The following is a 25,352-nucleotide window of genomic DNA, read 5'->3' as shown; positions in this document are numbered from 1 at the left end:
GTCTGAAGGAGTGAGTGTCCAAGCGCGGACGACATGCCGTATGCCCCTTCATCAACCCGCTGGGCTTACAGAGCGGGCGGTGAGTCCTCAACGCCGGTACCACAAAGCGGACCCTCGTTGTGTACCACGGTTCCTCATCGAAGAGGCCTCCGGCGGCAAGGGGGCGAGGCCCCCTTGACCCCAGCTGCCGGGGCACGTTGGGTTTGAGCTATCAGAGTCGTGCCGGCAAGGACGAGGGTCGAGACATCGCAATCATCCTCCGTCCTCGATCGACCACCATTCGGCGAACACCCCCTGTGTCGCCGACAGTACCCGCCCTCCCACATTCACCGCCGGAACTCCGCCTGATCAGACTCCAGATAGGCGAGCAGACAGCGGATCTCCTCTTCAGTCAGCGTGTTGAGCAACCCAACCGGCATCGGCGACACCGGCGAAGGCTGACGGGACTCGATCTCGTCGAGCGCGATGGTCACGGTGTCGAAGGGAGAAGTCGCATTCGGAGCGACCAGCAGCGACCGGTCATCCCCGCCCACGATCCGTCCCGCCACGACCTTGCCGGTGGTCAGAACGAAGGTCGTGTCACGGTACTTCTCGTCAACCACCTTGGAGGGGACCAGGATCGTCTCCAGAAGATCGCGACGGCTCATCCGGCGGCTGACGGCGTGAAGGTCCGGCCCGATCGGCTTCCCCTCGCCACCGTAGCGATGGCATCGAACGCAGAGCGCCTCACGGTAGAGCGTATGGCCCCGCTCGATGTCGGCTTGTTCCGCTCTCGGAGCGACCTGATCGACAAGCTCCGCCAGCTTCCACTCCCGAACAAACGGCCGCGTCGACTGGAGCGCCGCGGGGGAGGTCTCGACGGAAGTGGCCGCCAGCTCGGAGGCGAGCGCCGTCCGCTCCTCGGCCGTGAGCGATTCGCGGAACTCCCCGGTTATCCCGAACAGTCCGACCGGCAACTCCCGCCCGCCTTGAAAGGCGTCCGAGCTCTGGAGCGCGGCCAGATAGGTCCGCCGATCGTCGAGCGTCCATCCGACCCGCACGTTCCGCAGCAGGAAGAACCACAGCATCGTCTCCTCCTGAAGCCGCGACTCTTTCAGGAGCGTGACCGCCTTCGGCACGAGACGCGGCGACTCGAGCGCGACCAAAAGTTCCGCAGCGAGCTGATTCACAGACCAGTTCCGGGACGGGAACAGATCCTCTACGACGCGAGTCAGCGTTCGCCGCAGCTCGTCCCCCGGCTTGCCGGTCCGGTGCAGGGCCACCTGCGCCGCGCGAAGCGCGATGACCTGCTCCTCGATCGGCCAAGTCACCAGGGGAAGCTCGGTCCACCGCTCCAGGACTCGCGGAAGCCCCTCGGGAGCCTCGGACCGACTGAGGGCCAGCAGTGCCGTGGCCGAGCCCATCGGATCGGTCTCGGCGAGCGCCCTCTCGCGCCACGTCTCGACCGGCTGGAACTCAATGGCGATCCGCGCGGCGTGCCGCAGCCACCGGTCGCGCGACGCCAGATGCGGCCATGCAGCCGGAATCGCACCCGCATCGACGCGGGCATGAAACGCCTCCAGCTGCCGGCGAACACGACGAGCCTCCGTGGCCGTCGGGTCCGCCGAAACACGGTCCGTCTTGTCGACAGTCAGCGAACCGGTGTACCGGACCCGGTACAGCCCGGACTGCGTCGCCCGTCCGCCGGTCGTGAAGTAAAGGGCGCCGTCGGGCCCGAACTCCAGGTCGGTCACGTTGAGCGGACGCCCCTCCAGGAACGTCTCGGCGGTCGCAACGTAGCTCGCCCCGCGCGGCTCGAACCGGATCGCATGGATCTTCCCGTAGGACCAGTCGAGGATGAACAGCGACTCCTTCAGCCGCTGTGGAAAGCCGCTCCGCGTGCCGAACTTGATGTCCGTGGGGGACGTCTTGCCGATCTCGAGCGTCGCCGGAAGGACGTCCGGATACCACGTCGGCCGCATCGCGGTCCCCTGCCGCCAGCCGTAGTCGCCCCCCGAAACGACGTGGTTGACCCGCGTCGGCCGATACCACGGCGTCCCCAGATCTCCCTCGTTGTCGGCGTCGAACGTGAACAGCTCGCCGTCGGGGTTGAAGTCGATGCCGTACGGATTGCGGAACCCGCCCGCCATCAGCTCCCACGATGTCGCCGGATCGGTCGTCCGGATGAGGTGCCCGGCGGGAAGCTTCGCCGCGTAGTCGAACAGGAACCGGTCCCACCGGCAGGCGAGCAGACGATCGTTCTCCTGATGGATCACCCGGCTCTCGGCGGCACGAAAATCCTCCGGCAGGCGAACGTCGTTTCCGTGGATCGAGTAGAGCGCCCCGTCCGGACCGAACGTGAGATTGTTCCGGCCATGCCCCACACCGCCGGGACTCTTGCGGAGCGGCGTGACCCGGTCAAACCGCCCCTGGCTGGCCGCATCCTCCGCCCTTACCAGCGTGTGGGCGTTGTTCGCGTTGACATAGAGCGAGCCGTCCGGACCGAACGCCAGCCCCCGAGGCTCCCGCAGCGTCTCCTCGACAGGCTCGACGCGGACCGCCTCCTGGGGCGACTTGGGCAACGTCAGCCGCAGCAGCCCATGGCGTTTGTCCCGCCCTTCGCAGCCAAGCAGGATCCGCCCCTGCGGATCGAACGTCAGGCTGATCCACGAACTCTCGCCCGGCTGGGCCGAGCGGACCAGTTCCACCTCGAAGCCGGGCAACACGCGGATCGAAGCGGCCGGCTCGGCCGGCTTGCTCTCCAGGGCATCCTTCCACTGGTAGTAATCCCCCGCCTCGCCGACCGGATCGCCCCACGGGGACGACCCCACCAGACCATGCGAGACCGCCGGCCCCGTCGCGGCGTTCCACGTCGGGTCGGTCGTCACCACCTCGACGGAGCCGTCCTCATACTTCAGCCGCAGACGGACCGCGCAGCCGGCGTACCCGTTGAGGTTGCTCGCCCGGCAGACCATCCGATGCTCCCCCTCGGTCAGTCCCTCGACATCGACCGTCGTCCAGCGGCTCCACTGCGTCGCCGTCAGCACGGACCTGTCATCGATCAGAACGACAAGCTGGTCATCCGCCAGCCCGCTCAGCTCCGCCCGGGCCAGCCCCCGCCGCACGGCGAACGTCCGATGCAGTTCCACCTGCTCGCCCGCCAGCGGCAGCTCGCTCGACCAGATCCATTGCGGCACCGGCCCGCAATCGGCCAGGAGCGGCGTTGAACTCCCCAGACTCACGAGCAGGAGACCGACCAGGCAGCGCAGGCTCATGTCCTATCCCTTTCTCAACGCGACCGCGTCGCGAGGATAGCGGGCCAACACATCAGGGGCGACTGATGCACGGCAAGCCCCGCCGCATCCATCACATTCGGGAGGGCGAGCTCCAGCCGAGCCGTGCCTCCGGCGGGCAAGGGCCCACGAAAACAACACCGGCCCCTGCACCACAACAGGGTGCCCTGCCCCCGGTGCCGGGGACATTCTCACCGGGGCTCGCTATCCTCGAACGACCGCTTCGTTGGCCGGATCAATCAGACAGGGATGTCCGTTATCTCGTTTGAGGGGTCACATGACTCAGGTCTCGACCGCCGGGCCGCGCGAGAATCGTCGCTCCGCTCTCTTCGCCCGCCTGCTGCCGACTCTGGCCGTGGCCGCCCTCGTTCTGGCCCCGTCCGCTGGCCGCGGCGATGAACGACGCATCGTGGCCCTCCAGCCCCCCGCACCGACTCGACCTCTCCCGCAGAAAGGGCTGCTCCGCGAGATCGTGCGGCAGGCGTTCCTCATCACCGCCCGGGACGACTTCGGACTCGCCACGCGGGACGCCTGGCTGAGAGAGCCGCTCCAGACACCCGGTGCGGAGGTCCAGACCTTCGAGATCACCCCCGTCGTCGAATCGAGCGGCCAAGTGAACGTCACGACCCGCCTTCAGAACAGGGCCGGCGCTCCCTGGACCGACACAATCCCTCCCACGTCCCCCGCGATGCTCGACGGCGTCCTTGCCCGGTCCGTCGAGTGGTCGCGCAGCCGCTTCCCGGATCTCCTCAAAGAGGCGGGCTACGCTCCCACTCCTCAAGCCCCCGCGGCAGCCGACGACAAGCCGTTCGAGCTGGCGGACGAGCCGGTCCCGCTCGATTTCGTGTCGCTCCTCGGGTCGCTTCGGAAAGTCCACGCGGCCCTGCGGACCCAGCCCGACTCCGCCCCGCTGCTGGCCCGCGCCGCGCGGGAGTACGCGCTCCTCGGCAGCCTGTGCGAAGTCCACTGGGGCGCCGAGCACAAGATCTTCAAGGCCCGGGCGCTTCTGTACGCCGAACGGGCGGTTCAGAAGGGGCCGGACGAGGCCGCCGCGGCGTGGTCGCGGGCCCTGGTTCGCGCGCTCTGCGGTCTCGATGCGCAGGCGGTCCAGGACGTCGACCGCGCCCGCGGGCTCAAAGGGGCGGATGCGCCGCCCTGGTCTCCGGCGGTCGACGCCTACGCCCGCTGGGATGCCGCGACGCTTCAGAAGGAGATCGAGAACAAGACGCCGCTGGCCGCCTATCTCGGTATGCGGCAGGGCGAGATTGCCGGCTCCGACGAGGAGCGCCGTCAGGCGGCGCACCGCTGCTTCGAAGAGTCTCCCGAATGTCTGCGTGCGGTCGCGTCGCTGGCGGAAGAGGGGGCGATCGGGCTGCGGCGCAGCCTCGGGGCGGCCCAGCTCCGCCAGTTCCTGAGGGTCTTTCCGCAGCAGCTCGCGAGCGTGTCGGGCCTCCCGCCCGAGACCGAGAAGGCGCTGGCGGACGCGGTCGAGCCGGAGAACCTCCCGCAAGCGATCGCGCAGCATGTGGCCCTGGTCAAGACCCTGCGGAGCGAGGCCGCGCGGCAGGACCGCGAAGAGCCGTCGCTCGCGGTCCTGGCGACGCTCGTGGAGAACCTGAACTTCGTCCACGCCGTCCAGATCGCCAGCACGGAGCGGAAGTGGCTCGGCGTCGATCCGGGAGAGACGATCCTGGAACTGGAACCGCTCCTCGAACCGCATCCCGCCCGGCGGTTCCTCCGCGTCTTCCAGCAGGACTCCTTCCAGGCGCAGGCCGCCTACAACGAGATCGCTCCGGCGCTGACCGAGATCCCGCTGTCCGAGGCGGCCGAACAGCACATCTCCTGGCTGGCCTGGCTGCGAAGCCGCGACAACCCCCGGCAACTGGACAGCTTCCGAACGCAGCGGGACGAGGTGCTGCCGGACCTGCTGCTCAAACTCCAGGAGCCGCTCCCCCCCGGCGGCGTCGTGCGGCTCAGCCGGCTGCTGCGGGAGATCAGCCCCGACTGCCCCGCCGTCATCGCCACCCTGATCCGCTGCGACTGGCCTGGGTCGGCGCCCCAGGCGGCCGCCTGGGAGGAACGCTATCCGGCGGCGATCGTTCTCAAGGCCCTGGCCAGCGCCTACCGCGAGCACGCGGCCGACAACCCCATGCACCTGGCGGCGGCCGAGCGGTGCCTCAAGACGCTCGCCGAAAGGTTCCCGTCGGTTCAGGCTCAACTGGATCTGGCCTCGCTCTACAAGGAGCGTGGCGACGATGAGGCCTGGAAGGCGGCCCTCGACCGCGCGCTGGAGCTGCCGAGCTACGGCCTCGAGCATGCGTCGATCGCCGATCGGATCGCCGACTGGTACATGGACCAGAAGAAGTGGACCGACGCGCTCCCCTATGCCCTGCGGGCCGCGGACTCGTACTCCTCGTACGGCCTCCTGTCGGCCGCGCGGTGCTATGAAGGGCTGGAGAACTGGGAGCAGGCCGAACAGTACCGGCAGGCGAACACGCAGCGCTACGACGGGGCCTGGGAGGACTGGTACTTCTGGTGCCAGCGGACGGGGCACGGCGATTCCGACGCCGCCGCGGCCTACGCCCAGCAGCACCTCGCCGGACTGACCGACCAGCAGCGGAACCAGATCCAGGAGATCGCCGTCTTCTATCAGCTCCAGGGGGAGCAGGAGAAAGCCCTGGAGCATCACCTCCGCTTCAAGGACTCGGAGAACGAAGGGGTCTATTCGACGATGTCCGCGATCCTTCTCACGGACGAACTGGGGCGAACGGAGGAGCGGGATCGGCTGATCGCCAGGATCCTGGCCCCCGGCGACGAGACGATGGCGTCGCTCTTGTGCGAGCACCTGCTGCGCCCCGCCCCCTCGGGCGACGCCCCTCCGGCCTTCTCCGAGCCGGAGATGCAGCTGTGCCACGTCTGGGAGTTCGACAACGGCCAGATGACCAACGCCGCCTGGTTCATCGGCAAGCTGCTGCTGAACCGGAACCGCCGGGACGAAGCGCTCCCGTGGCTCAAGCGGGCCGCCGCCTCGCCCGCCACAAACAAATGGACCTGCGTCCTGGCCTCCGCCGAGCTGACCCGTCTCGGAGTCGAGCTCCCTTCCCGCCGCGACAGCGAGGTTGACGACGAGATGGCCCCGGTGCTGGCCCTCCAGAAAGAGGCAGTGAGCCACTGGAAGCCGCAGGAGATCGCCCAGGCCCTGGAAGCGATCCGGAAGGCGGTCGAGCTCAAGCCGGACTGGAGCCCGATCTGGCTGACGGCGGCCCGGCTCAGTGCCGACGCCGGGAACGTCTCCGAGGCGATCGACCGCTACGGCGAGTTCCTCAAACGGGTCCCCGGCAACCCGACGGGCCTGGTCGGCCGGGGCAAGCTCTATGAGATTTCCGGCCGGCTGCCGGAGGCGATCCGCGACTACGAGGCGGCCCTGACGACCGCCCCCCGCTTCCCGCAGGCGCACAACAACCTCGCCTGGGTTCGCGCCGCGTCGGCCGATGCCCAGTTCCGCGACGGCCGGAAGGCGCTCGAACACGTCCGGCTGGCGTACGCCTTCGGCCCGGACCGGAACGGGATCTCGGATGTGGTCCTCGCCGCGGCCCACGCGGAAGCGGGGGAATTCGACAAGGCGGTCAAGCTCATCACCGCGGCAATCTCCAAAGGAAAGTATCCCGACAAGGCCCGCCTGGAGCGGTGGCTCGATTCCTACAAGCAGAAGAAGCCGTATCGCCGCGACCCCGTGATGGCTCCCGCCAAATGACCGGTCGGAGCGCCCCGCGCCTCCTTCCGTCCTGCGTCTCTCCCCGTTCGGTTCCCGAGTTCGAGGCTATCGATGTGCTCGATCCATTGCCCCGTCCGACCCGTTCCCGTTCGGCGCCGCGGTGCCAGCCTCCTCGGGCTGGCGGTCCTGATCCTGCTCGGGGGAGCGGGACGACTCCCCGCTGACGAACCGGCTCCCGGCCCGGTCGACGTCGAACGGCAGCCGTTCGTTGCCGCGACTGAACGTCTCCTGCAGGCGCTCGTCTTCATCGGCTCACCTCTTCCGGGGGACGATGCGCTGCGGCTCAACCAGGCGATGCAAAACGCCGACGCCAAGGCCTCGGTCGCGGACATTCAGAAGGTGCTCGACCGCCACTGCCTCGCATTCGTCCGGATCAATCCCGAGAGCCGCGTCTCCGCCGCCGAAGGGCCCGCCCGCAAGGAGCTGATCCAGCAGGGCTGGCGGACCTTCCTCGTCAAGATCCACAACGAGGCCCGGATCACGCCGGAGCTCAAGGTCGAGAGCCCGAACGCCGCGCCGCTTTACATGCGCGGCAAAGGGTCCCGCGAACGTCCCCTGACGGTCGACAAGCTCGTCTCCCCCGCCGACGTCCCGAACCGCTTCCTCGACATCGACATCTATGGCAAGCAGCCCCTCAAGCCCGCCCTCTCGGGCCTCGAGTGCGAGTACCGCATCGTCCAGCTCTACAGCCGCGACTTCGGCCGCCGCGAAGCGACCCTTTCGTTCCACGTCGGACAGGGGACGCAGGATCTCGGCTTCCGGAGCGAGATCCCGATCCTGTTCGAGTGCGTCCCCTCGGTCGAGGTCGCCCTCGGCGTCCGGGATCACGACGGCAAGCCGACCACCGCCGCCTTCGTGATCCGCGACACGCAGAACCGGGTCTACCCCAACCCCGCCCGCCGCCTCGCTCCCGACTTCTTCTTCCACGACCAGATCTACCGCGCGGACGGCGAATCGGTCCACCTCCCTCCGGGCCAGTACACCGCCACGGTCTCCCGCGGCCCGGAGTACCGTGTCGAGACGCACAAGTTCACTGTCCCCGCGGGGGTCGTCAGCCATCGCCAGGCGTTCAGCCTCACGCGGTGGATCCATCCGATCACGCGGGGTTGGTACTCCGGAGACCACCACGTCCACGCCGCCGGCTGCGCTCACTACGACAGCCCGACCGAAGGGGTCGGGCCCGCCGACATGATGCGGCACATCCTGGGGGAAGACCTCAACGTCGGCTGCGTCCTGTCATGGGGACCGTGCTGGTACACGCAGAAGCAGTTCTTCGAAGGAAAGACGAACGCCCTCTCGCGCCCCGACTACCTGATGCGGTACGACGTCGAGGTGAGCGGTTTTCCGTCGTCGCACGCCGGACACCTCTGCCTCCTGCGGCTCAAGGAGGACGACTATCCGGGGACGACCGAGATCGGCCAGTGGCCGAGCTGGACGGAGCCGGTCCTGACGTGGGGCCAGCAGCAGGGGGGCGTCGTCGGCTACAGCCACAGCGGCTGGGGACTGGCCCTGCCGGACTACATGCCCGATGGCCAGCGGCAGTTCCCGAAGCAGCCCTGGGGCGGAGCGCCCGCCGGATGGCAGGGGCACGCCGCGGACAAGCTCCCGGACTACGCCATGCCCCCCTTCGACGGGATCGGGGCGAACGAGTACATCGTCACGGCGGCGACGGGGGCGTGCGACTTCCTCTCGGCCGTCGACACGCCGGCGATCTGGGAGCTCAACATCTGGTACCACACGCTCAACTGCGGCCTCCGCCCGCGGATCAGCGGCGAGACCGACTTCCCCTGCATCTACGGCGACAAGGTCGGCCTCGGCCGGATCTATGTGAAGATGCCGGCCGCAAAGGAAGCGGCGAAAGGGGAGTCGGCATCGTCCGCAGGCCCGGAGACCGGCTCGCTCACGTTCGACCAGTGGTGCGAAGGGCTCAAGAACGGCCGCAGCTACTGCACCGACGGCCTGAGCCACATCCTCGACTTCCGGCTCCGGGCCCCGTCAGCGGCACCGGGGAATCAGCAGTTGGTCCATCTCGGCGAGCCGGGACCGGAGGGAAAGCTGAGCCAGATCGACCTGAAGGAGCCCGGCAAGGTCGAGGTCGCCTTCGACGTCGCGGCCCTTCTGGCAGAAACCCCGACCGGCGAGACCGAGCGGATCCGTCAGACCCGTCTCGACGCCAAGCCCTACTGGCATGTCGAGCGGTGCCGGATCGAAGGGACGCGCAAGGTCCCGGTGGAAGTCATCGTCAACGGCGAGGTTGCCGCCCGCCAGGAGATCGAAGCGGACGGGACGACGCGCCCGCTCCAGATCGAAGTGCCGATCGAGAAGTCGAGCTGGGTGGCGGTGCGGATCCTTCCCAGCGTCCACACGAATCCGATCTTTGTGGAAGTCGCCGCCCAGCCGATCCGTGCCCATCGCAAGAGCGCCGAATGGTGCCGCAAGGCGGTCGACGTCTGCTGGGAGAAGAAGAAGAACCAGATCCGCGAGCCGGAACGCCCCGCTGCGCAGGCCGCCTACGACAAGGCCCGCCGTTACTACGACGAAGTCGCCCGCGCATTCGATTGAACAACGGGTCGGAATCGTCGTCCGACGCCGCCGCGGTTCCGCCCGACGAAGCGGGAGTTTTCACCAGAAGGCGCCCACGGGACGTGCAGGCGATTCGTAGTTGGCCGGGAGTTTCTCATCCCTCGCTGGCGGGAGAGTCACATGCGGCAGGCTTTCGTTCCGATCGGCTGGGCCGTCTTCTTCTCGGCCCTGGCGCTCATCGTTCCGGTCGTCATGGGGCGGCTGGAGGACGGACTGTGGACCTTCGCCCGCGGGGCCGTGCTGGGGGTGGCGGGGAGTCTGCTCGCGGTCGGTGTCACGCTGGTCTGGACAGGATCACGGCAAAGCAGCCCGCCCTTGCCCGCAGGAGTCCGGATCGCCCTGGCCGCGAACATCGTCTTTCTGGCGTTCTTCGCCCTCGAGCTGAGCGATCGGATCGTCCGACAGGAGGGGCGGATCGGCTACTGGTCGACCTATCTCCACCTGCCGACCCTCGCGCTCTTCGGCGGACTCGTGGCCGGCCGCCGGTGGGCCTGGTGGACGTGGCGGCTCGTCTCGGCGCTCAGCGTCCTCTGGTTCGTCGGATTCGCGGTCCTGGTGCCGTTCGCCCGGCTTCAGAGCGACGGTATCCCGATCCCATGGTATGGCCGGGTCTACGTGATGGCGGTCACGCTCGCCTTCGTCGCGATCCTGACGGCCGCCTTCCGGTCCCTCGGCCGCCCGGAGACACGGAACTGGTTCGGACTCCCGATCGCGGCCAAGGTTTCCAAGCCGACCGTCGCGTAGCACTCCGTCGGCCGTGGAAGGCTCTTTCAGCCGAGCTTGCGGAGCAGGTTCACCATCTCGATCGCCGCCAGCGCCGCCTCGGTCCCCTTGTTGCCAACCTTGCCGCCGGCGCGGTTCAGCGCCTGGTCGAGGTTCTCGCAGGTCAGGACGCCGAAGAGGATCGGTACGCCGGTCCGCTGGCTCGCCTGCATCAGCCCCTGCGCCATGGCGTGGTTGATGTAGTCGTGGTGCGTCGTCTCCCCCTGGATCACGGCCCCCAGGGCGATGACCGCCTCATACTCTCCGGAAGCGGCCAGCTTCTCGCTCGCGAGCGGCAGCTCATACGACCCCGGCACCCAGGCGACGGTGATCTTCCCCTCGTCCGCCCCGTGACGGGTCAGCGTCGAGACCGCCCCTTCCATCAGCCGTCCGGTGATGAGGTCGTTGAACCGCGACACGACGATCGCGAACCGATCGGAATTCTGAGCCAGGAGCGGGGTGTCGATGACGCGGGGCATGGAGACCGGGCCGAAGGAGGACGTCGCGGGGGACTGTTCTGACGAATCGGCGATCCTATCCGCGCCGCGGAGTCCCGGTCCAGCGGCTGCCGGCCCACCGGACCAGCGAATCGGCACTTCGGATGCAAGCGCCCGGCACAATCCGCTCAGACGCATCGAGTTGCGTTGGATTTCCGGCCCCTTAACATCGCAGGTTCCCAAGGAGGAATCGAAGTGACGAACTGGAAGACGACCGCTGTGGCCGATTGGGCCCCCGCTCTCAAGACCGAGTCCGATGTCCGCTCGCTGATCGCGTTTCTGGAGGAGCAGGGGACATTCCACTTCCCCCGGCTCCAGAACGGGCTCTTCTCCGCGGCGGCGGGGACGGCGGAGGACTTCGAAACGACGGGCTACCAGCACATCTGGGTGCGGGACAACATGCACATCGCCCACGCCCATCTGGCGATCGGGCAGGTCGATGTCGCAGTGCAGTGCGTGAACACGCTCCTCGACTACTTCACCAAGCATCGTCACCGGATGACGACGATCGAGGCGGAGGACATCGACTACTCGAACCCGATGAACCGGCCGCACATCCGCTTCGACGGCCGGACGCTGAGCGAGCTGGAAGAAAAGTGGGCCCACGCCCAGAACGACGCCCTCGGCTACTTCGTGTGGCTGACGGCCCGGCTGGCCCGGCAGGGGCACCTGACCCTGACCGCCGATCAGCGGGAGGTCGTGCTCGACATCGTCCGCTTCTGGGACAAGGTGAAGTACTGGGAGGATGAGGACAGCGGTCACTGGGAAGAGGTCCGGAAGATCGCGGCCTCGAGCGTCGGGGTCGCTCTCGCTGCGCTCAAGGAACTCGACGCGTTCCTCGGCGAAGCGGGGCGGGCTCCGGTGCTGCAGGCGCTGCTGTCGCGGCTGGAGAGCCAGGGAAAGAAGGCTCTGGATGGGATCCTGCCGGCCGAGTGCGTGCAGGCCGATCCGCTGAAGAACCGTAAGTACGACGCCGCGCTCCTGTTCCTGATCTATCCGATGGAGGTTGTGGACGGCGCGATGGCGGACGCGATCATCGCCAACGTCGAGAAGCACCTGATGGGGCCGATCGGGATCCGCCGGTACATCGGCGACTCTTACTGGTGTGCGGATTACAAGACGCTCCTCTCGACCGAGCTGCGGACCGCCGATTTCAGCGACGATCTGGAAGCCCGCAACGCTCTTCTGCGGGAGGGGATGGAGGCGCAGTGGTGCATCTTCGATTCGATCATCTCCGTGATCTATGGGCGGCGGTATGAGACGTCTCGCAGCGAGGCGGATCTGGCTCGACAGCGGTTCTTCCTCGAGCGGGCGCTGAAGCAGTTGACGCCGGCGGAGTCGAAGTTCGGTCCGTGGAAACTGCCCGAGTCGTATTACTGCGAGAAGGGGAAGTGGGTTCCCAATGACATCACGCCGCTGCTGTGGACGCAGGCCAATCTCCGGCTTGGTCTGGAGCAGATGGCGCACAGCCTGTCTCGGTAGCTGACCCGCGTCCTTGCCGGCGCGGCGTCCATAGCTCAAACCCAACGTTCCACGGCAGCCGGGGTCAAGGGGGTCTCACCCCCTTGCCGCCGGAGGCACTCCTGTGAGGAACCGTGGTACACAACGGACGTCCCCTTTGTGGGACCGGCGTTGAGGACTCCACGCTCGCCCTGGAATCCCTGCGGGTTGGTGAGGGGGCATACGGTACGGTGTCCGCGCTTGGACACGATCTCCTTCAGACATCTCTCGACGGCCAGGCCTCCGGCGGGCAAGGGGGATTCTCCCCCTTGCATCCCCTGACCAGGGTGCCCCTGGACCCGGTGAGGCCTTTATCGGATGACTACTTTGGGAACGATGTTTGGCTCCCCTTCCACACACACGACTTCCCGGTCGAGCGGGACCACCTCAAACCGCTGCATCCGACCACTCGGCCAGCGAACCTCGACCGTCGCCACTTCCCCCGCCGACCCAAGCCCAAAGTGCAGCAGCGGCGAGTTGCTCGCCTGATAACCGCAACCGGCCGTGAGGAACCGCGTCCGCCTGGTCTCGCCCGATGAGACAGTGACCTGCGCACCGACGGGGTGCCGAGGAGACTCGCGACCCACCAGTTCAACACTCAGCCACCGGCCACCCGTCGCCGTCCGGTTCGTCAGCAGAGCCGCGGGGTCTTCGAGATGTGTCACAACGAAGTCCTCACGCCCATCGCGGTTCCAGTCGAGCATCGCCAGCCCCCGCCCCAACCACTCCTTCTCAAAGTACGGCCCCATCGCCTTCGGAGCCGCTTCGACAAAGCGGCCCTGTGCGGATCGCGAGAGAAACAGCGGCGGCATCCGGAACGGAATGTCCTTAAAGGAAAAGTCGTCAATGTGGCCGTTGGCAATAACGAGCTCCGGCCGCCCGTCGTTGTCGCCATCGATCGCCTGGGTCCCGAACCCGAGGAGCTTGTAGCCCGGCTCCTTCAGCCCCGCGTCGCGCGTCGCATCCCGGAACAGCCCCTCTCCGTGGTTCTCGTAGAAGGTGTTCGACTCCAGATAGAAGTTCGTCACGAACAGATCGAGATCCCCATCGCCATCGAGATCGTCCGCCGCGACCCCCATGCAGGCCTGTGGCCGCCCCTCCGCATCGACTGCAGTGCCGTTCGCAAAGGCGACATCGGTGAAGGGGGCTCCCGGATCAGCGGAGTCGCGGCTGAAGAAGAAGTTCGGAACCGCGTCGTTGGCGACGAACACGTCGAGCGTCCGGCTGCCGTCGAAGTCCGCGACCAGCAGTCCCAGGCCATTGCCGAGCGGGACATCGAACCCGGCCGCCTTCGTCCGTTCGACGAATCGTCCGTCGCCCGTCCCCTGGTGGAACGCATCGGGCGCGGCGGGGAACACGATCGGAAGGCAGGCCCGCGGACGGCCATCGGTCACGCACATCTTCGTATAGATCTCGTCACCAGCGAGGTAGTTGGCGGCATACAGGTCGACCGCCCCGTCCCCGTCGAGGTCCGCCATCCCGACACTCGTGGTCCAGGCGTCCCCGCCGCCGTCCGAGAGGTCGGCGGTCACCTCTGAAAATGTCCCGTCGCCGTTGTTCAGGAACAGAGCGTTCGGCCCGAGGTTCCCGACATAGAGGTCCGGGAACCCGTCGTGATTGACGTCTCCCCAGGCCAGCCCCTGGCCGAAGCGGGGCTCGATGATCGTGCTCCCGGCGGTCGCGTTCGCAAACGTCCCGTTGCCGCGGTTGCGGTAGAGCTGATCCAGCCGGGACAGATCAGCCGAGGTCTGGGGCCTCGGGGGAAGGACGCAGCCCTGTGTCAAATAGAGGTCGGGCCAGCCATCACGATCGAAGTCCGCCGCACCGACTCCGCCGCCGGTGAACTCGAACATCCGCATCCCCTCGGTCGCGGGGTCGGCGCTGTTGAAGTACGTCATCTCGATCCCCGCCGCCGGAGCGTCGTCTTCGAACCGGAAGGCGAACGCCCCTGAGGACGTCGACTCCGGGACGGAGGAGCCGGGTGCCGCAGGAGCCAGCTTCGGCAGCGGGAGAGCGGAGAGATCGACCTGGAAAGCGGGGCACGTTTCCGGAAGGACAAACGGCACGGTGTCGTCCGCCAGAGCCGACTCGCGGCGGGCGAGCCGTTCGCGGATCTGCGGCTGCCGGGCCGGTTCCGCCTGCCAGACGAAGCGGATCCACAGCCGTGCCTCCCAGGGCCGCCCGAGTGCGTCGAGGTGATCTGCCGTCTCCAGCATGAGTTCCGCCGTCGGGTCGGAATGAAGCCGGTTCAGCACGCCCGCCAGTTGCTCCAGCCGCGCGGCCCGGAGGAGAAACGGTTCGCTGTCGGCGGTCCGCTTGAGCGCGGTCAGGAGCTGCCCGAGCTGATAGTGCGCGGGGATCGAGTTCGGGTTCAGCCGCGCCGCCTGATAGAAGCAGCGGGCCGCCGTCTCGCGCCGCCCCGCCGCCTGCTCATGCCGTCCCAGGGCGAGCCAGAACGTCGGATGCTCCCGAAGCGTCGGCCGCGCCGCGATCCGGCGGACCCAGGCGTCAAAGGCGGCCTCACCGCGGTCGCTCGCCAGCAGTCCCAGTTCGACCCACGCCTCGTCCAGATCCTCCCGCGTGGCGACGACCTTCTCCAGGAGTGCCACCGCATCGTCGAACCGCCCCTGCTCACGGCGAACCTTGGCCAAGCCGATGAGGGCCGCCACGTCCTCGGGCGCCGCGGCTCGATACTGCTCCGCCTCGGTCTCGACGTTCAAGGTCCGGTCGAGATCCCCTAGCAGCAGGAGGTTCTGCGCCGTGCAGGTCCCCTGTCGGACAACGGTCTCCAGAAAAAGACGAGCCTCCCACCGCCGCCCCTGCAATCCCAGGACGAGTGCGAGGCGATTGAGTGTGAACTCGTCCGTCGGTGCGCGGCTCAGGGTCGACCGCCAGATCGATTCCGCGTCGCTGAGCCGCCCCTGGTGCAGCCGGAGGTCGCCCGCCGTCTGCCGGGCGATCACGAACTCGTCCGCCACTTCGTCGATCCGCAGGAACAGGTCGACCGCCTCGTCGAACCGCTTCTGCCGCTGACGAACTTCGCCGGCAATCAGCAGTGCCGCGTTCCGCTGCGGTCCCGTTCCGGCCGCCATCGCATCGGCAATCGCAAACGCGTCTTCGAGCTTTCCCCCCTTCATGGCCGCCCGCGCCTCCGGCAGTCGGTCCGATGCCGACGGCGAGGAAGGGGGCATGGGGCCGGAGGAAGGGGCCGGTGAGCAGCCCCAGATGGCGATTCCCACCAGCCCGCACAGGAGCACGCGGCGATCGGCGAGCAGCAAGGGATTACGCACGTGTCGGGCGAGGCGGCGGAGCGAACGCGGAAACGGGGCCCTCACAGCCTACACCCGTCGGGAGAGGAGGTCGAACCTGCGGAAACGCCGCGGGTCTTCTCCTCACGGAAATCGCACGGTTTACCTGCCGCGGCCGGTTCCACATACTTCGCGGTTCCGCCAGTGCGTTCCGCGGTGCGGTTGTGCCGCGAAAACGTGCCGGCGTCCGACCCGTTCATCAGCCTTCCCGAAGTCCGTCATGTCCACCGCTCCCGACCGCCTCGAAGCGGTCCGCATCGAAAAGCTCCAGAAGATCGAAGCCCTTGGCCACGACCCGTGGGGCCAGCGGTTCGACGACCATCTGCCGATCCGCGAAGTCCGCGCCAAAGCCCCGGCTGAGAACGGCATTGACGGCGAGACCGTCCGCGTCGCGGGCCGGATTCTCCGCCGCAACGACCGCGGCAAGCTCAAGTTCTTCCACATCCTCGACATGTCCGGCCAGATCCAGCTCATGGTGAGCAAGGCGGATATCGACGAGAACGCCTGGGCGCTCATCGAAGAGCTCGACCTGGGGGACATCATCGGCGTCGACGGCCCGGTCAAGCGGACCCGGACCGGCGAGATCACGATCGGCATCAAGGCGCTGCAGATCCTCTGCAAGTCGCTGGCCCAGCCGCCGGAGAAGTTCCACGGCGTCGAGGACATCGAAATTCTCCTGCGGCACCGCCACCTCGACCTGATCTACACTGAGGGGGTCGTGGAGCGGATGCAGCTCCGCACCAAGATCCTGCAGTCGGTCCGCAACACGCTGAACGAGCGGCGGTTCCTGGAGGTCGAGACCCCGGTGCTGCACGCCGTTGCCGGCGGGGCGGCGGCTCGGCCGTTCATCACGCACCACAACACGCTCGATATTCCTCTCTATCTCCGGATTGCCCTCGAGCTGCATCTCAAGCGGCTGATGGTGGGCGGGATCGAGCGGGTCTACGAAATGAGCCGCGTCTTCCGGAACGAAGGGATTGATGCCACGCACAATCCTGAGTTCACGATGATCGAGATCTATCAGGCCTACGGCAACTACGAGTCGATGATGGACCTCACGGAGGCGATCATCACGAACGCCGCCCGGGTCGTCGTCACCGAGCGGGCGAAGCTGGCCGGGACGGAAGCCCCCGAGCGGCTCGTCATGCCCTGGGGGGACAAGGAAGTCGACTTCACGCCGCCGTGGCAGCGGCGGACGTATGGTGACCTGTTCCGCGAGCATGTCGGGGTCGACATGGCGGACTCGGCGGCGGTGACGGAAGTGGCGAAGAAGCGGGGGATCGAGACCCAGGGGGTTCATCCGGACGTCATTATCAGCGAGCTGTTCGAGGCGTATGTCGAGGACAGTCTTGTCGGTCCGGTATTCGTGACCGATTACCCGTCGTCGCTCTGTCCGCTGACGAAGCGGAAGCGGGGCAACCCGGATATCGCCGAGCGGTTTGAGCTGTTCGTGCATGGGATGGAGCTGGCGAACGCTTACACGGAGCTCAACGATCCGCTGTTGCAGGAGGAGTTGTTCCGGACGCAGCTGGCCGGGATGTCTGAAGAGGACTCGATGGCCAAGATGGACACCGAGTTTGTGACGGCGCTCAAGACCGGGATGCCGCCGGCCGGTGGGTTGGGGATCGGGATCGATCGTCTGATCATGCTGCTGCTGAACTGTCGCAGCATTCGGGACGTGATCTTCTTCCCGTTGTTGAAGCCTGAAGCGCCGCGGGGGATCAGTGGTGGGACGCCCGAGGTTCCGTCGCCATCGTGAGGGCGCGCTTGCCGGCACGACTCTGCTCGCTCAAACCCGATGTGCCACGGCAACAGGGGTCAAGGGGGGAACCCCTTGCCGCCGGAGGCACTCCTGTGAGGAACCGTTGTAAACAACGGGCGAACGCTTTGTGGTACCAGCGTTGAGGACTCCCTCACAGCACACCGCTCGCTTTGCAATCCCCGCGGGTTGTTGAGGGGGCACGCGGCACGTTGTCCGCGCTTGGGCACGTACTCCTTCCGACAGTGTCCGACGAGCCAGGCCTCCGGCGGGCAAAGGGGCGTTGCCCTTCTGCACTCCCCACCAGGGGGACCCTGGACCCGGCTGTCTGGCGCACTGCTCAAAAAACAAAACCGCGGCGCCCTGAGACGCCGCGGTCGGTGGATTCTTCAGTTGCGACGATCTGTCAGTGGCCCGCCGGCGGAGCGGCCGGACCATGACCCATCGGTCCATGCCCCGCAGCACCCCCGTGACCAGCCCCTTCACCATGCCCGGCTCCCTCGCCGTGCTCTCCAAACTCTTCCGGCTCTTCCAGCACTTCCTCTTCTTCTTCCGACCCCTTCCGCGTCCGGCGGAAGTTGTAGAACGGCTTGTTCTTGAGGTCCGACTCGTACTGGCCCGGTCCACCCTGGTACCGCTTGCCATGCCACCAGTTCAGCGCCACCGACTCCCGGAAGCCCGGAACGATCGGCGAATAGTCGATCCCGAACGTCCCCTCATGGCAGTAACGCGGCTCGCCACCCCGGGACCGCCGCTTCGCTCCACCACCGACGTAGTAACCGAGGTACCCGTCGTCGTAAGTGCAGCTCGCCCACCGAGACCACTCGTTGGCGTAGCCCGCCCGCGCCATCCGGTCTTCACAGCAGCCCCGATGGAACCAATCGCCCGCTTCAGCCTGGATCGACAACAGCGCTCCGGCCGCCAGCACAAGAAATGAGAACGCGCACCGCATCTGCCCGGCCCTCCTGACCTGTTGACTGCGTGACCCCGTCCCTAAGCCTATCGGCCTGGGAACAGGACGCTGCAGCAACGGTTCCGGGTAGCAGTTGCCCGGAACAGTCACGAAGAGCCGGTTTTGCGGGTCTGTGAAACTGGGTAAGCCGATTCCGGGCTGCCGATTGATCGGCCGCCCGGAACCGCCTGCGCTATCAGCCGAACGGGTTGCGGTTGAACTTGAGGAACGGCAACCGGACTCCGTTGACCGCCGTCTGGTCGGCCCGCTGAGTCGTGACGCCGTCAGGCAGGAAGCCCTGAGCCGCCAGGAAGGTCACGACGTCGTTCTGGTCGACCCCGTCACCGGAGACCCCCAGGCCGCCGACCAACACGCCGTTCTTGTAGAGCGGGATGCTGCCGGGGAAGAACGCCACGCCGCTGCGGTTGGCGAGGTTGCTGTCGTCCCGGAAGTTCGTCTGCGGGTTGAACGAGTCGAACCCGAGGACGCTGTCAAAGAGCGAGGCTGGCGCCGCCGCACCGATGTTCTCGCCCGTCAGGGGATCGATCCCCGCCGGACCGGCGTCCTGAAGGATCGACCAGGGTCCCGGAGGGGAAAGGTCCACGCCGTCCGGATACCGCGGGCCTGCCAGGAAGCGGAATGTCCGGCCCGTGACCGCCGTGCCGGGGGGGAGCCCCGCCACCTGGTCTTCCGGATGGAGCGCCAGCTTGGCGGCGTCGGCGTAGTAGGCCGCGTTGCGGGCCTTGGCCACCGTCACCTCCAGGGCGTCCACCAGGGAGTCGTCCATCCGGAACAAACCGAGGACTTCCCCGGTCGTGTCGGTGATGGCGATGACCATCTTGCTCCGCGCTCCGGGGGTAAAGTCGGCATCGAGGCGGATCGCCGAGCGGGTCACATCGGCCCCGGCAATCCCCTGGTTGATAATCTGTTGGACGTCGGCCGCCGTCAGGCCGCCCGGCACGGCGGAGTTGTGCGGAGTCACGAGCGTTCCCGACGCGACCGCCTGTCCGTCAAGGAGGGTCGCGGCTCCGACCACGCCACCCCCTTGCACGGTGACGCCGGCCGCCAGGACTTCCTGGTTGGCTCCGCTCGAGACCCCTTCCTGGATTCCCAGGTTCAGCAGGTCGCGGACCCCGTTGACCCCCGGCCGCGGACCGTAGATCTCCAGGTTGATGCCGACGAGCGCGATATGACCGAACAGCAGGTCGAGACCCGCCACCGGCGGAATCCCCGCGATGTCGCCGACCACCGCTCCAGCCGCTCCGGCGACCGCCGCTCCACGGCTGCCGCCCAGGGCGGCAAACGCGATGTACTCGGCTTCAAGCACTTTCGGAGCATTCGTTCGCTCAAGGGACGTCTGCCCCACGCCGTTGACGAAGCCCTGTTCAAAGGTCGCATAACCGTCCGCGCCGGGGAAGAAGACCCCGATGCCGGCGATCAGCGTATCGCCGAGCCCGTTCCCGTCCGTGTCGCGGTAGATTCCCAGACCGCCGGGGAGCGTGGCGATGCCGCGGCCCTGGAACGAGCTGTTGTTCGCCTGGGCCAGATCGGCGGAGCCGTACCGCTGCTCACCGTAGGCCAGCGGCGGGACGATCGTCTGCCCGGCCGGGACGAAGGCCGGATTGATGTTCAGGCGATACAGGTAGTCGATGTCGTCCGCCGTCCCCTTGATGTTGTCGGCACCGGGGTTCGAGAAGCTGTCGCGGTTCGTGTGCTCGATCGCGAACAGGTCGACGGGCGGGGTGTAGGTGACGTCGGCCGGGAAGTGAGCCCCCAGGCCGATCGGGGCGACGAACCCCGGACCGCGGATCGTCGAGTTCGGATCCGTGATGTTCGGATTCCCCTGGACTTCCCGCTGGGTGATCGTCGTCTGGCTGAGGTTGCGGACGGTCCGCGAGGTAATCGGACCGGCGTTGCTCGAGAAGAAGCAGGCCGAGCGGGCCTTGGCCACCGCGCCGTCGATCGCGAACGCCAGGACGGCGGGATCGACGATCGTGTTGAGGACGTCCTGCTCCACGCGGACGCCGAGAATGATCCCGTTGCGGTCGACGATGGCGATGATCGCGTCCTGCGAAGCGGAGGCGGCCGAGGCCCGGTCGAGGAGCTGGCCGACTTCCACCTGCGTCAGCTGCGGGAACCCGGCGCCGAGGTTATGGACGGCATAGCCGTCGAGCGGCGACCCGGGCTCGGGCCGCGGGAAGAAGATCGCGGTCTTGTAGGCTTCCGCGATCCCCGCGACCCCGCGCTCGATCAGGTACTGCGGGTTCATCACCGCGCCGATGCTGCTCCCGAGGTCGTCCTCGAGGCCCATCGCGTGGCCCGCTTCATGGGCAAAGACCGTGAAGAAGTCCTTGGTGCCGGCCGGGTTGCCGTTTCCGATCGTGTTGTCCCAGGTCTCGGCGTTGTCGAGCCAGATCGTCCCGATGACGGTCCGCCCGCCCCCTTCGGCGTTGTCGAGCTTGCTCTTGCTGATCCCCAGCGTCCCTTCGGCCGAGCTGTTGTAGCCCAGGGCCCCCAGGTCGCCGACGCCGATGTTGAGGATGTCCTCGGCCGCCGCTTCCGTGTCGCGGACCCAGGTGATCCGTCCGCCGCTCGCGTCCGACCACGCCTGGAGGGCCTGCTCGGCGGCGGCGATCTGTTCCTCGGTGATCTCGTTCTCGTAGCCCGCTTCCGTGCGGAAGTCGTACTTGATGACGACCGGCTGGGACTCGCTGTCCCACCACGGGATATTGGTCTTGGAGAACTCGTAGTCCGCCATCGTCTCGTTGTCGACGAAGACGTTGCCGGGCGGCTGATCGGTGGTGGCGTCCAGTTCCTGCGGCGGCGCGGAGTCGGCGGCCGTGGTGGTCGACGAGTTCGTCCCGGAGTCCGCGGCGGGGCCCGATTCGGAGGCCATCGTCACGGAGGGATCGAGGCTCTCGCCGCTGGAGCTCTCGGTCGCCGGGGCGGAGGAGTGCGGGCTCGCCTCCGGCTCATCGAAGGTCATCTGCTGATCTTCGGCCGAAGCGTCAACGAGCGACGTTTCGGTGGTCGTCGTCGTTGTCGTCGGAGCCGGCGGAGTGGTCTCTGCGGTCGTCGGGGGAGTCGTGGGAGCGGCTGGAGGCGTGGAGGAGGACGCGACGGTCTCGCTCGACGATCCGCTCGAGAGTGTGGTCGGGGTCTCGGAGGTCGGCAGCGGCGCGAGTGCGCCGAGGACCGCCCGTTCTTCGAGGACTTCGACCTGGGCCACGGAGATCTCGCGTCCTGTCGACCGGACCCGGCGATCGCTGTTGGTCAAGTGCCGGCGTACGCTGTTGAGCCAATCCATGGCTTGCTCCGACTGTGAATCACTGGCCGCCCGGCCCGGACATCTATTGAGCGGCAACTCGAAGAGGAGGAGTCCCGTCCGGCAATCGTTCCGTGAACTGCATGGCGGATCTGTCGACACAATGGGCGCCGCACTTAGGCAGCGCCCCAGTCAGTCGATCGGACCGAGGCTGGTCAGATATCCAGTCGACAAAGACGGCACAATCGGAATAGACGGAAAAGTCTCTCAGTCCGGCAGCCGCTGCCGTTGACCGGGATCGCGGTCGCCGGCGCTCTCCCCGGACCTTCAACGTCTCCTGAATTCGCATCGGCTCGCAGAGAGCTCGGACGGCCTTGAAGAGGGCTGCGAGGACCAGCGGAATCAACCGGTTCCCTTCGCGCTCAAATCATTCGCACCCTGTGAATTTGCTTGTCGGCGGCAGCTTCTGCCAGTTTTGAGACCCCTTGGCATGCGATTTCGGAGGATTTCGAAAACTCTGCTTGTCAAGGCGAAACCAATCGCCCAAAACGGCCAGTCGCGTCGTTGGAGTTGCCCCCATCAAGTGTGCGGTGGATGGCCTCGCGGGACTTTGTCGCCCTCCCCCCGGGAGACGAACTCGACCCCCGCGGGGACACGAGCCATAGGCACACGGTCGGGCAGGACGCGCGAGCGGGCTGTATCTCACCAGGGTCCGGCCAGATGTCCATGTGCGTCTCTTGAGAATCGATGTGAACGCCATGCCAATCCTCCCTGCGTCGTGCAAGCGGACCAGTCACGGTCTTCGCGTCAGCTGGCCTCGTCGCCGCCTGCGAAGACCGCTTGCCGGACTGTTCCTCTCGCTCTCGGTCGGCCTCGCGCCGGCCACCTCCGTCGTCTGGGCTGACGACATCCCCGCGGCGGAGGAGGGAGCGGCCCGCCCCTTCCGTTCGAGCCGCGCGGCGATCGCCCCGGCCGGCGGGCGGCGGCCGCTCTCCGAGGTCCCGCTCGAGGAGTTCCTGCAGGCCTTCGACGCGGAGGCCCAGAGCTCGATCCGCGACCTGGACCAGGACATCTCGGCCGAGGAGGCGCTGCTGGCCCTCCTGTCCGACTCCGACAGTCATGTCCGGGGTCAGGCGGTCGAAGTCTCCGGCCGATACGAACTCAACTCAGCCGCCATGGAGCAGATCCGGGCGCTGACGCTGGACGACCGCAACGCGATCGTCCAGGCCAAGGCCCGCCTGGCGCTCGCCGACTTCGGCAACGTCCCCGCCACGACCAGCCCGATTCCCGCCCGCAAGTCGATCGGCGACGCCGCCCCGTCTCCTTCGCGGCCGCGGACGTCTCTCCGCCCGGCCGAGCCGCAGTTCCCGTCCCCTCCCGCCGCCAATCCGGCGACCGAGGAGCCGGAGGCGGTCCGGATCTCCGTCAATACGGACTGGTGGGAACCCTCGGAATCGCCGGCCCCCTCGGCTCCTCCCGCACTGCGGCGGGCCGGGAACCGGTCCGGCCTGGAGAGCGAGGGAGATGTCGGCACCGCCGCCATCGGCAGCGCGACGCTCGGCCTCCCCTTCGCGCAGCTCGCGAGCACCGGTGACGAGACGACGCCCTTCCCGGGCGACCCCTTCTTCCCCGCCGAGTACGCGCCGGGCGAATCGCGGAGCCTGATGGGAGACGGCCTCGCCAGCCTCGACGGCATGGGCCGGGTCCGCCCGGAGGTCCTCGATCGTCCGCTGTTCCCCTCCGACGACGTCTTTACCGATCCCTCCTTCGAGGATCCGGACGCCGGCTTCTTCACGCATCCCGTCGACGCCCCGCTAGGCTACACCGGCCGCTCCAGCGTCGCCGCCGAGGACTACCAGCTCGACAGCCACTTCGTCCCGCTCGCCGACCGGTGGCGCTCCGGCTCCCCCGCCTGGGACCGGTACGGCAAGGGGCACCCCCCGGTCGACGACTACCCGTACCAGGAAGGGCACTGGTGGGACCCGTACAACGAGAACGTCCTCAAGGGGGACTTCCCGGTCATCGGCCAGCACACCTTCCTCAAGCTGACCGGCCAGGCGCTGCTCATCAACGAGTACCGCCAGGTCCCGACCGCCACGACGCCGTTCGAAAGTACGGTCAACCCGGGCCAGCAGGAGTTCTTCGGCGACCCGAACCAGTACTTCACGACGAACTTCTTCAGGCTGAGCGTCGAGCTGTTCCACGGCAACAGCGCGTTCAAGCCGATCGACTGGGCGGTCCGTGTCACCCCGATCTTCAACTTCAACTACCTCGACGTGAACGAGCTCGGCGTCGTCAATCCCGACGTCCGCCGCGGCACGACCCGCCAGGACAACTTCCTGGCCATCGAAGAATACTTCCTCGAAGCCAAGCTCGCGGACCTCAGCCCGGACTACGACTTCCTGTCGGCCCGCATCGGGTCGCAGCCGTTCACCAGCGACTTCCGCGGCTTCATCTTCTCGGACATCAACCGCGGCGTGCGGCTGTTCGGTACGCGGTTCGCCAACCGCGACCAGTTCAACCTCGTCTACTTCAATCAGGCGGAGAAGGACACCAACAGCCAGCTCAACACGTTCAGCGACCGCAACCAGGACGTGTTCATTGCCAACTACTACCGGCAGGACTTCGTCTTCCCCGGCTACACGGCGCAGGCCAGCATCCACCACAACATCGACGGGCCGAGCAAGCGGTTCGACAAGAACGGCTTCCTCGTCCGCCCGGACGCGGCGGGGAACGCGGCCCCGCACAAGGTCGAAGCGACCTACCTCGGCTTCACGGGCGAAGGGCACATGGGACGGGTCAACGTCTCGAACTCCTTCTACTGGGTCGTCGGCAAGGACAGTTCGAACCCGATCGCCGGCCAGCAGCAGGACATCAACGCCCAGCTCGCCGCCATCGAGCTCTCCTACGACCGGGACTGGATCCGGTTCCGGGCCTCGTTTCTGTGGGCCTCGGGGGACGACGATCCGAAGGACGGCAACGCGAACGGCTTCGACGGCATCCTCGACAACCCGAACTTCGCCGGGGGCGAGTTCAGCTTCTGGCAGCGGCAGCAGATCCAGCTGTTCAACGTCGGTCTGACGGGCCGCAACAGCCTGTTCCCGGACCTGGTGTCGAACAAGTTCCAGGGGCAGTCGAACTTCGTGAACCCCGGTCTGCTCCTGTTCAACCTGGGGATGGACTTCGAGATCACCCCCAAGCTGCGGCTGGTCACGAACGCCAACTACCTGGAGTTCGACGAGACGTCGGTGCTGGAGCGGTTCACGTTCCAGGACGACCTCGACAAGACGATTGGGGTCGACCTCAGCGCGGGGATCGAATACCGGCCGTACCACAACGACAACGTGATCCTCCAGGTCGGCTACGCCTGCCTCCTTCCCGGCCGCGGATTCGAGGAGCTGTACGGCACGACCGACCCGATCGCGACCGCCAACGCGGCCAACGTCGACGCCGACACGCTCCACCAGGCGTTCGCGCAACTCGTTCTGACATACTGAGATAGACGAGACCACCCACGCCCCGCGGGCGGGGTCCGCGGCGGGAGCGGGCCAGAGGGCGAGCGGGCCCGCATTCCGGTCAAGACTGGTCTGGATGCGAAATCGCCAAATCTTCTAAAGTCTTGCAGTTCCGAGCGATCAGGCTCATTGAGCGGACCAGGGATTCTGTCCGGCACAGTGCG

11 protein-coding genes are annotated in these 25,352 nt (G+C 67.2%); 6 read left to right on the top strand and 5 right to left on the bottom strand.

Annotated features, from left to right (window positions below; genetic code table 11):
- Positions 1 to 326: 326 nt before the first annotated feature.
- Positions 327 to 3,254: a c-type cytochrome gene (locus VT03_RS18545; protein ID WP_075094358.1), complete on the bottom strand. Its 2,928-nt coding sequence runs from the start codon at positions 3,252 to 3,254 to the stop codon at positions 327 to 329.
- A gap of 295 nt (positions 3,255 to 3,549) precedes the next feature.
- On the opposite strand from VT03_RS18545, the gene VT03_RS18540 reads away from it, so the two are divergent.
- From VT03_RS18540 to VT03_RS18530, 3 genes are all read left to right on the top strand, one after another.
- On the top strand, positions 3,550 to 7,026 hold the full coding sequence (locus tag VT03_RS18540) for a hypothetical protein (protein ID WP_075094357.1): 3,477 nt from the start codon (positions 3,550 to 3,552) through the stop codon (positions 7,024 to 7,026).
- Between the two features lie 72 nt (positions 7,027 to 7,098).
- Complete coding sequence (locus VT03_RS18535) at positions 7,099 to 9,609, top strand: CehA/McbA family metallohydrolase (protein ID WP_197488995.1); 2,511 nt, start codon at positions 7,099 to 7,101, stop codon at positions 9,607 to 9,609.
- 141 nt (positions 9,610 to 9,750) lie between these two features.
- A complete protein-coding gene (locus VT03_RS18530; protein WP_075094356.1) occupies positions 9,751 to 10,374 on the top strand; it encodes a hypothetical protein in 624 nt (207 codons plus the stop codon).
- A 26-nt stretch (positions 10,375 to 10,400) separates the two neighbouring features.
- On the opposite strand, the gene ribH is transcribed toward VT03_RS18530, so the two are convergent.
- Positions 10,401 to 10,871, bottom strand: a complete 471-nt coding sequence (ribH, locus tag VT03_RS18525; RefSeq protein WP_075094355.1) for a 6,7-dimethyl-8-ribityllumazine synthase — start codon at positions 10,869 to 10,871, stop codon at positions 10,401 to 10,403.
- A 213-nt stretch (positions 10,872 to 11,084) separates the two neighbouring features.
- Between ribH and VT03_RS18520 the strand changes: the two genes are divergently transcribed.
- The gene (locus VT03_RS18520; RefSeq protein ID WP_231870471.1) at positions 11,085 to 12,371 is read left to right on the top strand and encodes a glycoside hydrolase family 15 protein; all 1,287 of its coding nucleotides are present in this window, start codon (positions 11,085 to 11,087) and stop codon (positions 12,369 to 12,371) included.
- A gap of 329 nt (positions 12,372 to 12,700) precedes the next feature.
- On the opposite strand, the gene VT03_RS18515 is transcribed toward VT03_RS18520, so the two are convergent.
- Positions 12,701 to 15,679 (bottom strand): FG-GAP-like repeat-containing protein, encoded by a 2,979-nt coding sequence (locus VT03_RS18515; protein ID WP_156514599.1) that lies wholly within the window; start codon positions 15,677 to 15,679, stop codon positions 12,701 to 12,703.
- Positions 15,680 to 15,917: 238 nt separating this feature from the next.
- Here VT03_RS18515 and lysS point away from each other — a divergent pair, with 238 nt between their 5' ends.
- Positions 15,918 to 17,456 (top strand): lysine--tRNA ligase, encoded by a 1,539-nt coding sequence (gene lysS, locus VT03_RS18510; protein ID WP_075094353.1) that lies wholly within the window; start codon positions 15,918 to 15,920, stop codon positions 17,454 to 17,456.
- Positions 17,457 to 17,862: 406 nt separating this feature from the next.
- Here the strand turns inward: lysS and VT03_RS18505 are convergent, their stop codons facing one another.
- Together VT03_RS18505 and VT03_RS18500 are read right to left on the bottom strand one after the other, a co-directional pair.
- Complete coding sequence (locus VT03_RS18505) at positions 17,863 to 18,408, bottom strand: hypothetical protein (protein ID WP_075094352.1); 546 nt, start codon at positions 18,406 to 18,408, stop codon at positions 17,863 to 17,865.
- A 196-nt stretch (positions 18,409 to 18,604) separates the two neighbouring features.
- Complete coding sequence (locus VT03_RS18500) at positions 18,605 to 21,715, bottom strand: matrixin family metalloprotease (RefSeq protein WP_075094351.1); 3,111 nt, start codon at positions 21,713 to 21,715, stop codon at positions 18,605 to 18,607.
- A 716-nt stretch (positions 21,716 to 22,431) separates the two neighbouring features.
- On the opposite strand from VT03_RS18500, the gene VT03_RS18495 reads away from it, so the two are divergent.
- A complete protein-coding gene (locus VT03_RS18495; protein WP_075094350.1) occupies positions 22,432 to 25,170 on the top strand; it encodes a HEAT repeat domain-containing protein in 2,739 nt (912 codons plus the stop codon).
- Positions 25,171 to 25,352: the final 182 nt, after the last annotated feature.

Source organism: Planctomyces sp. SH-PL14 (assembly GCF_001610835.1).
In the GTDB taxonomy this organism is placed as follows: domain Bacteria; phylum Planctomycetota; class Planctomycetia; order Planctomycetales; family Planctomycetaceae; genus Planctomyces_A.
This window is presented reverse-complemented; position numbering and strand designations above follow the sequence as displayed.

Coding starts and splice junctions, on each gene's coding strand:
- VT03_RS18505 (WP_075094352.1), bottom strand. CDS start 18,408: ATGCGGTGCGCGTTCTCATTTCTTGTGCTGGCGGCCGGAGCGCTGTTG.
- VT03_RS18535 (WP_197488995.1), top strand. CDS start 7,099: ATGTGCTCGATCCATTGCCCCGTCCGACCCGTTCCCGTTCGGCGCCGC.
- VT03_RS18530 (WP_075094356.1), top strand. CDS start 9,751: ATGCGGCAGGCTTTCGTTCCGATCGGCTGGGCCGTCTTCTTCTCGGCC.
- VT03_RS18500 (WP_075094351.1), bottom strand. CDS start 21,715: ATGGATTGGCTCAACAGCGTACGCCGGCACTTGACCAACAGCGATCGC.
- VT03_RS18545 (WP_075094358.1), bottom strand. CDS start 3,254: ATGAGCCTGCGCTGCCTGGTCGGTCTCCTGCTCGTGAGTCTGGGGAGT.
- ribH (WP_075094355.1), bottom strand. CDS start 10,871: ATGCCCCGCGTCATCGACACCCCGCTCCTGGCTCAGAATTCCGATCGG.
- VT03_RS18540 (WP_075094357.1), top strand. CDS start 3,550: ATGACTCAGGTCTCGACCGCCGGGCCGCGCGAGAATCGTCGCTCCGCT.
- lysS (WP_075094353.1), top strand. CDS start 15,918: ATGTCCACCGCTCCCGACCGCCTCGAAGCGGTCCGCATCGAAAAGCTC.
- VT03_RS18495 (WP_075094350.1), top strand. CDS start 22,432: ATGCCAATCCTCCCTGCGTCGTGCAAGCGGACCAGTCACGGTCTTCGC.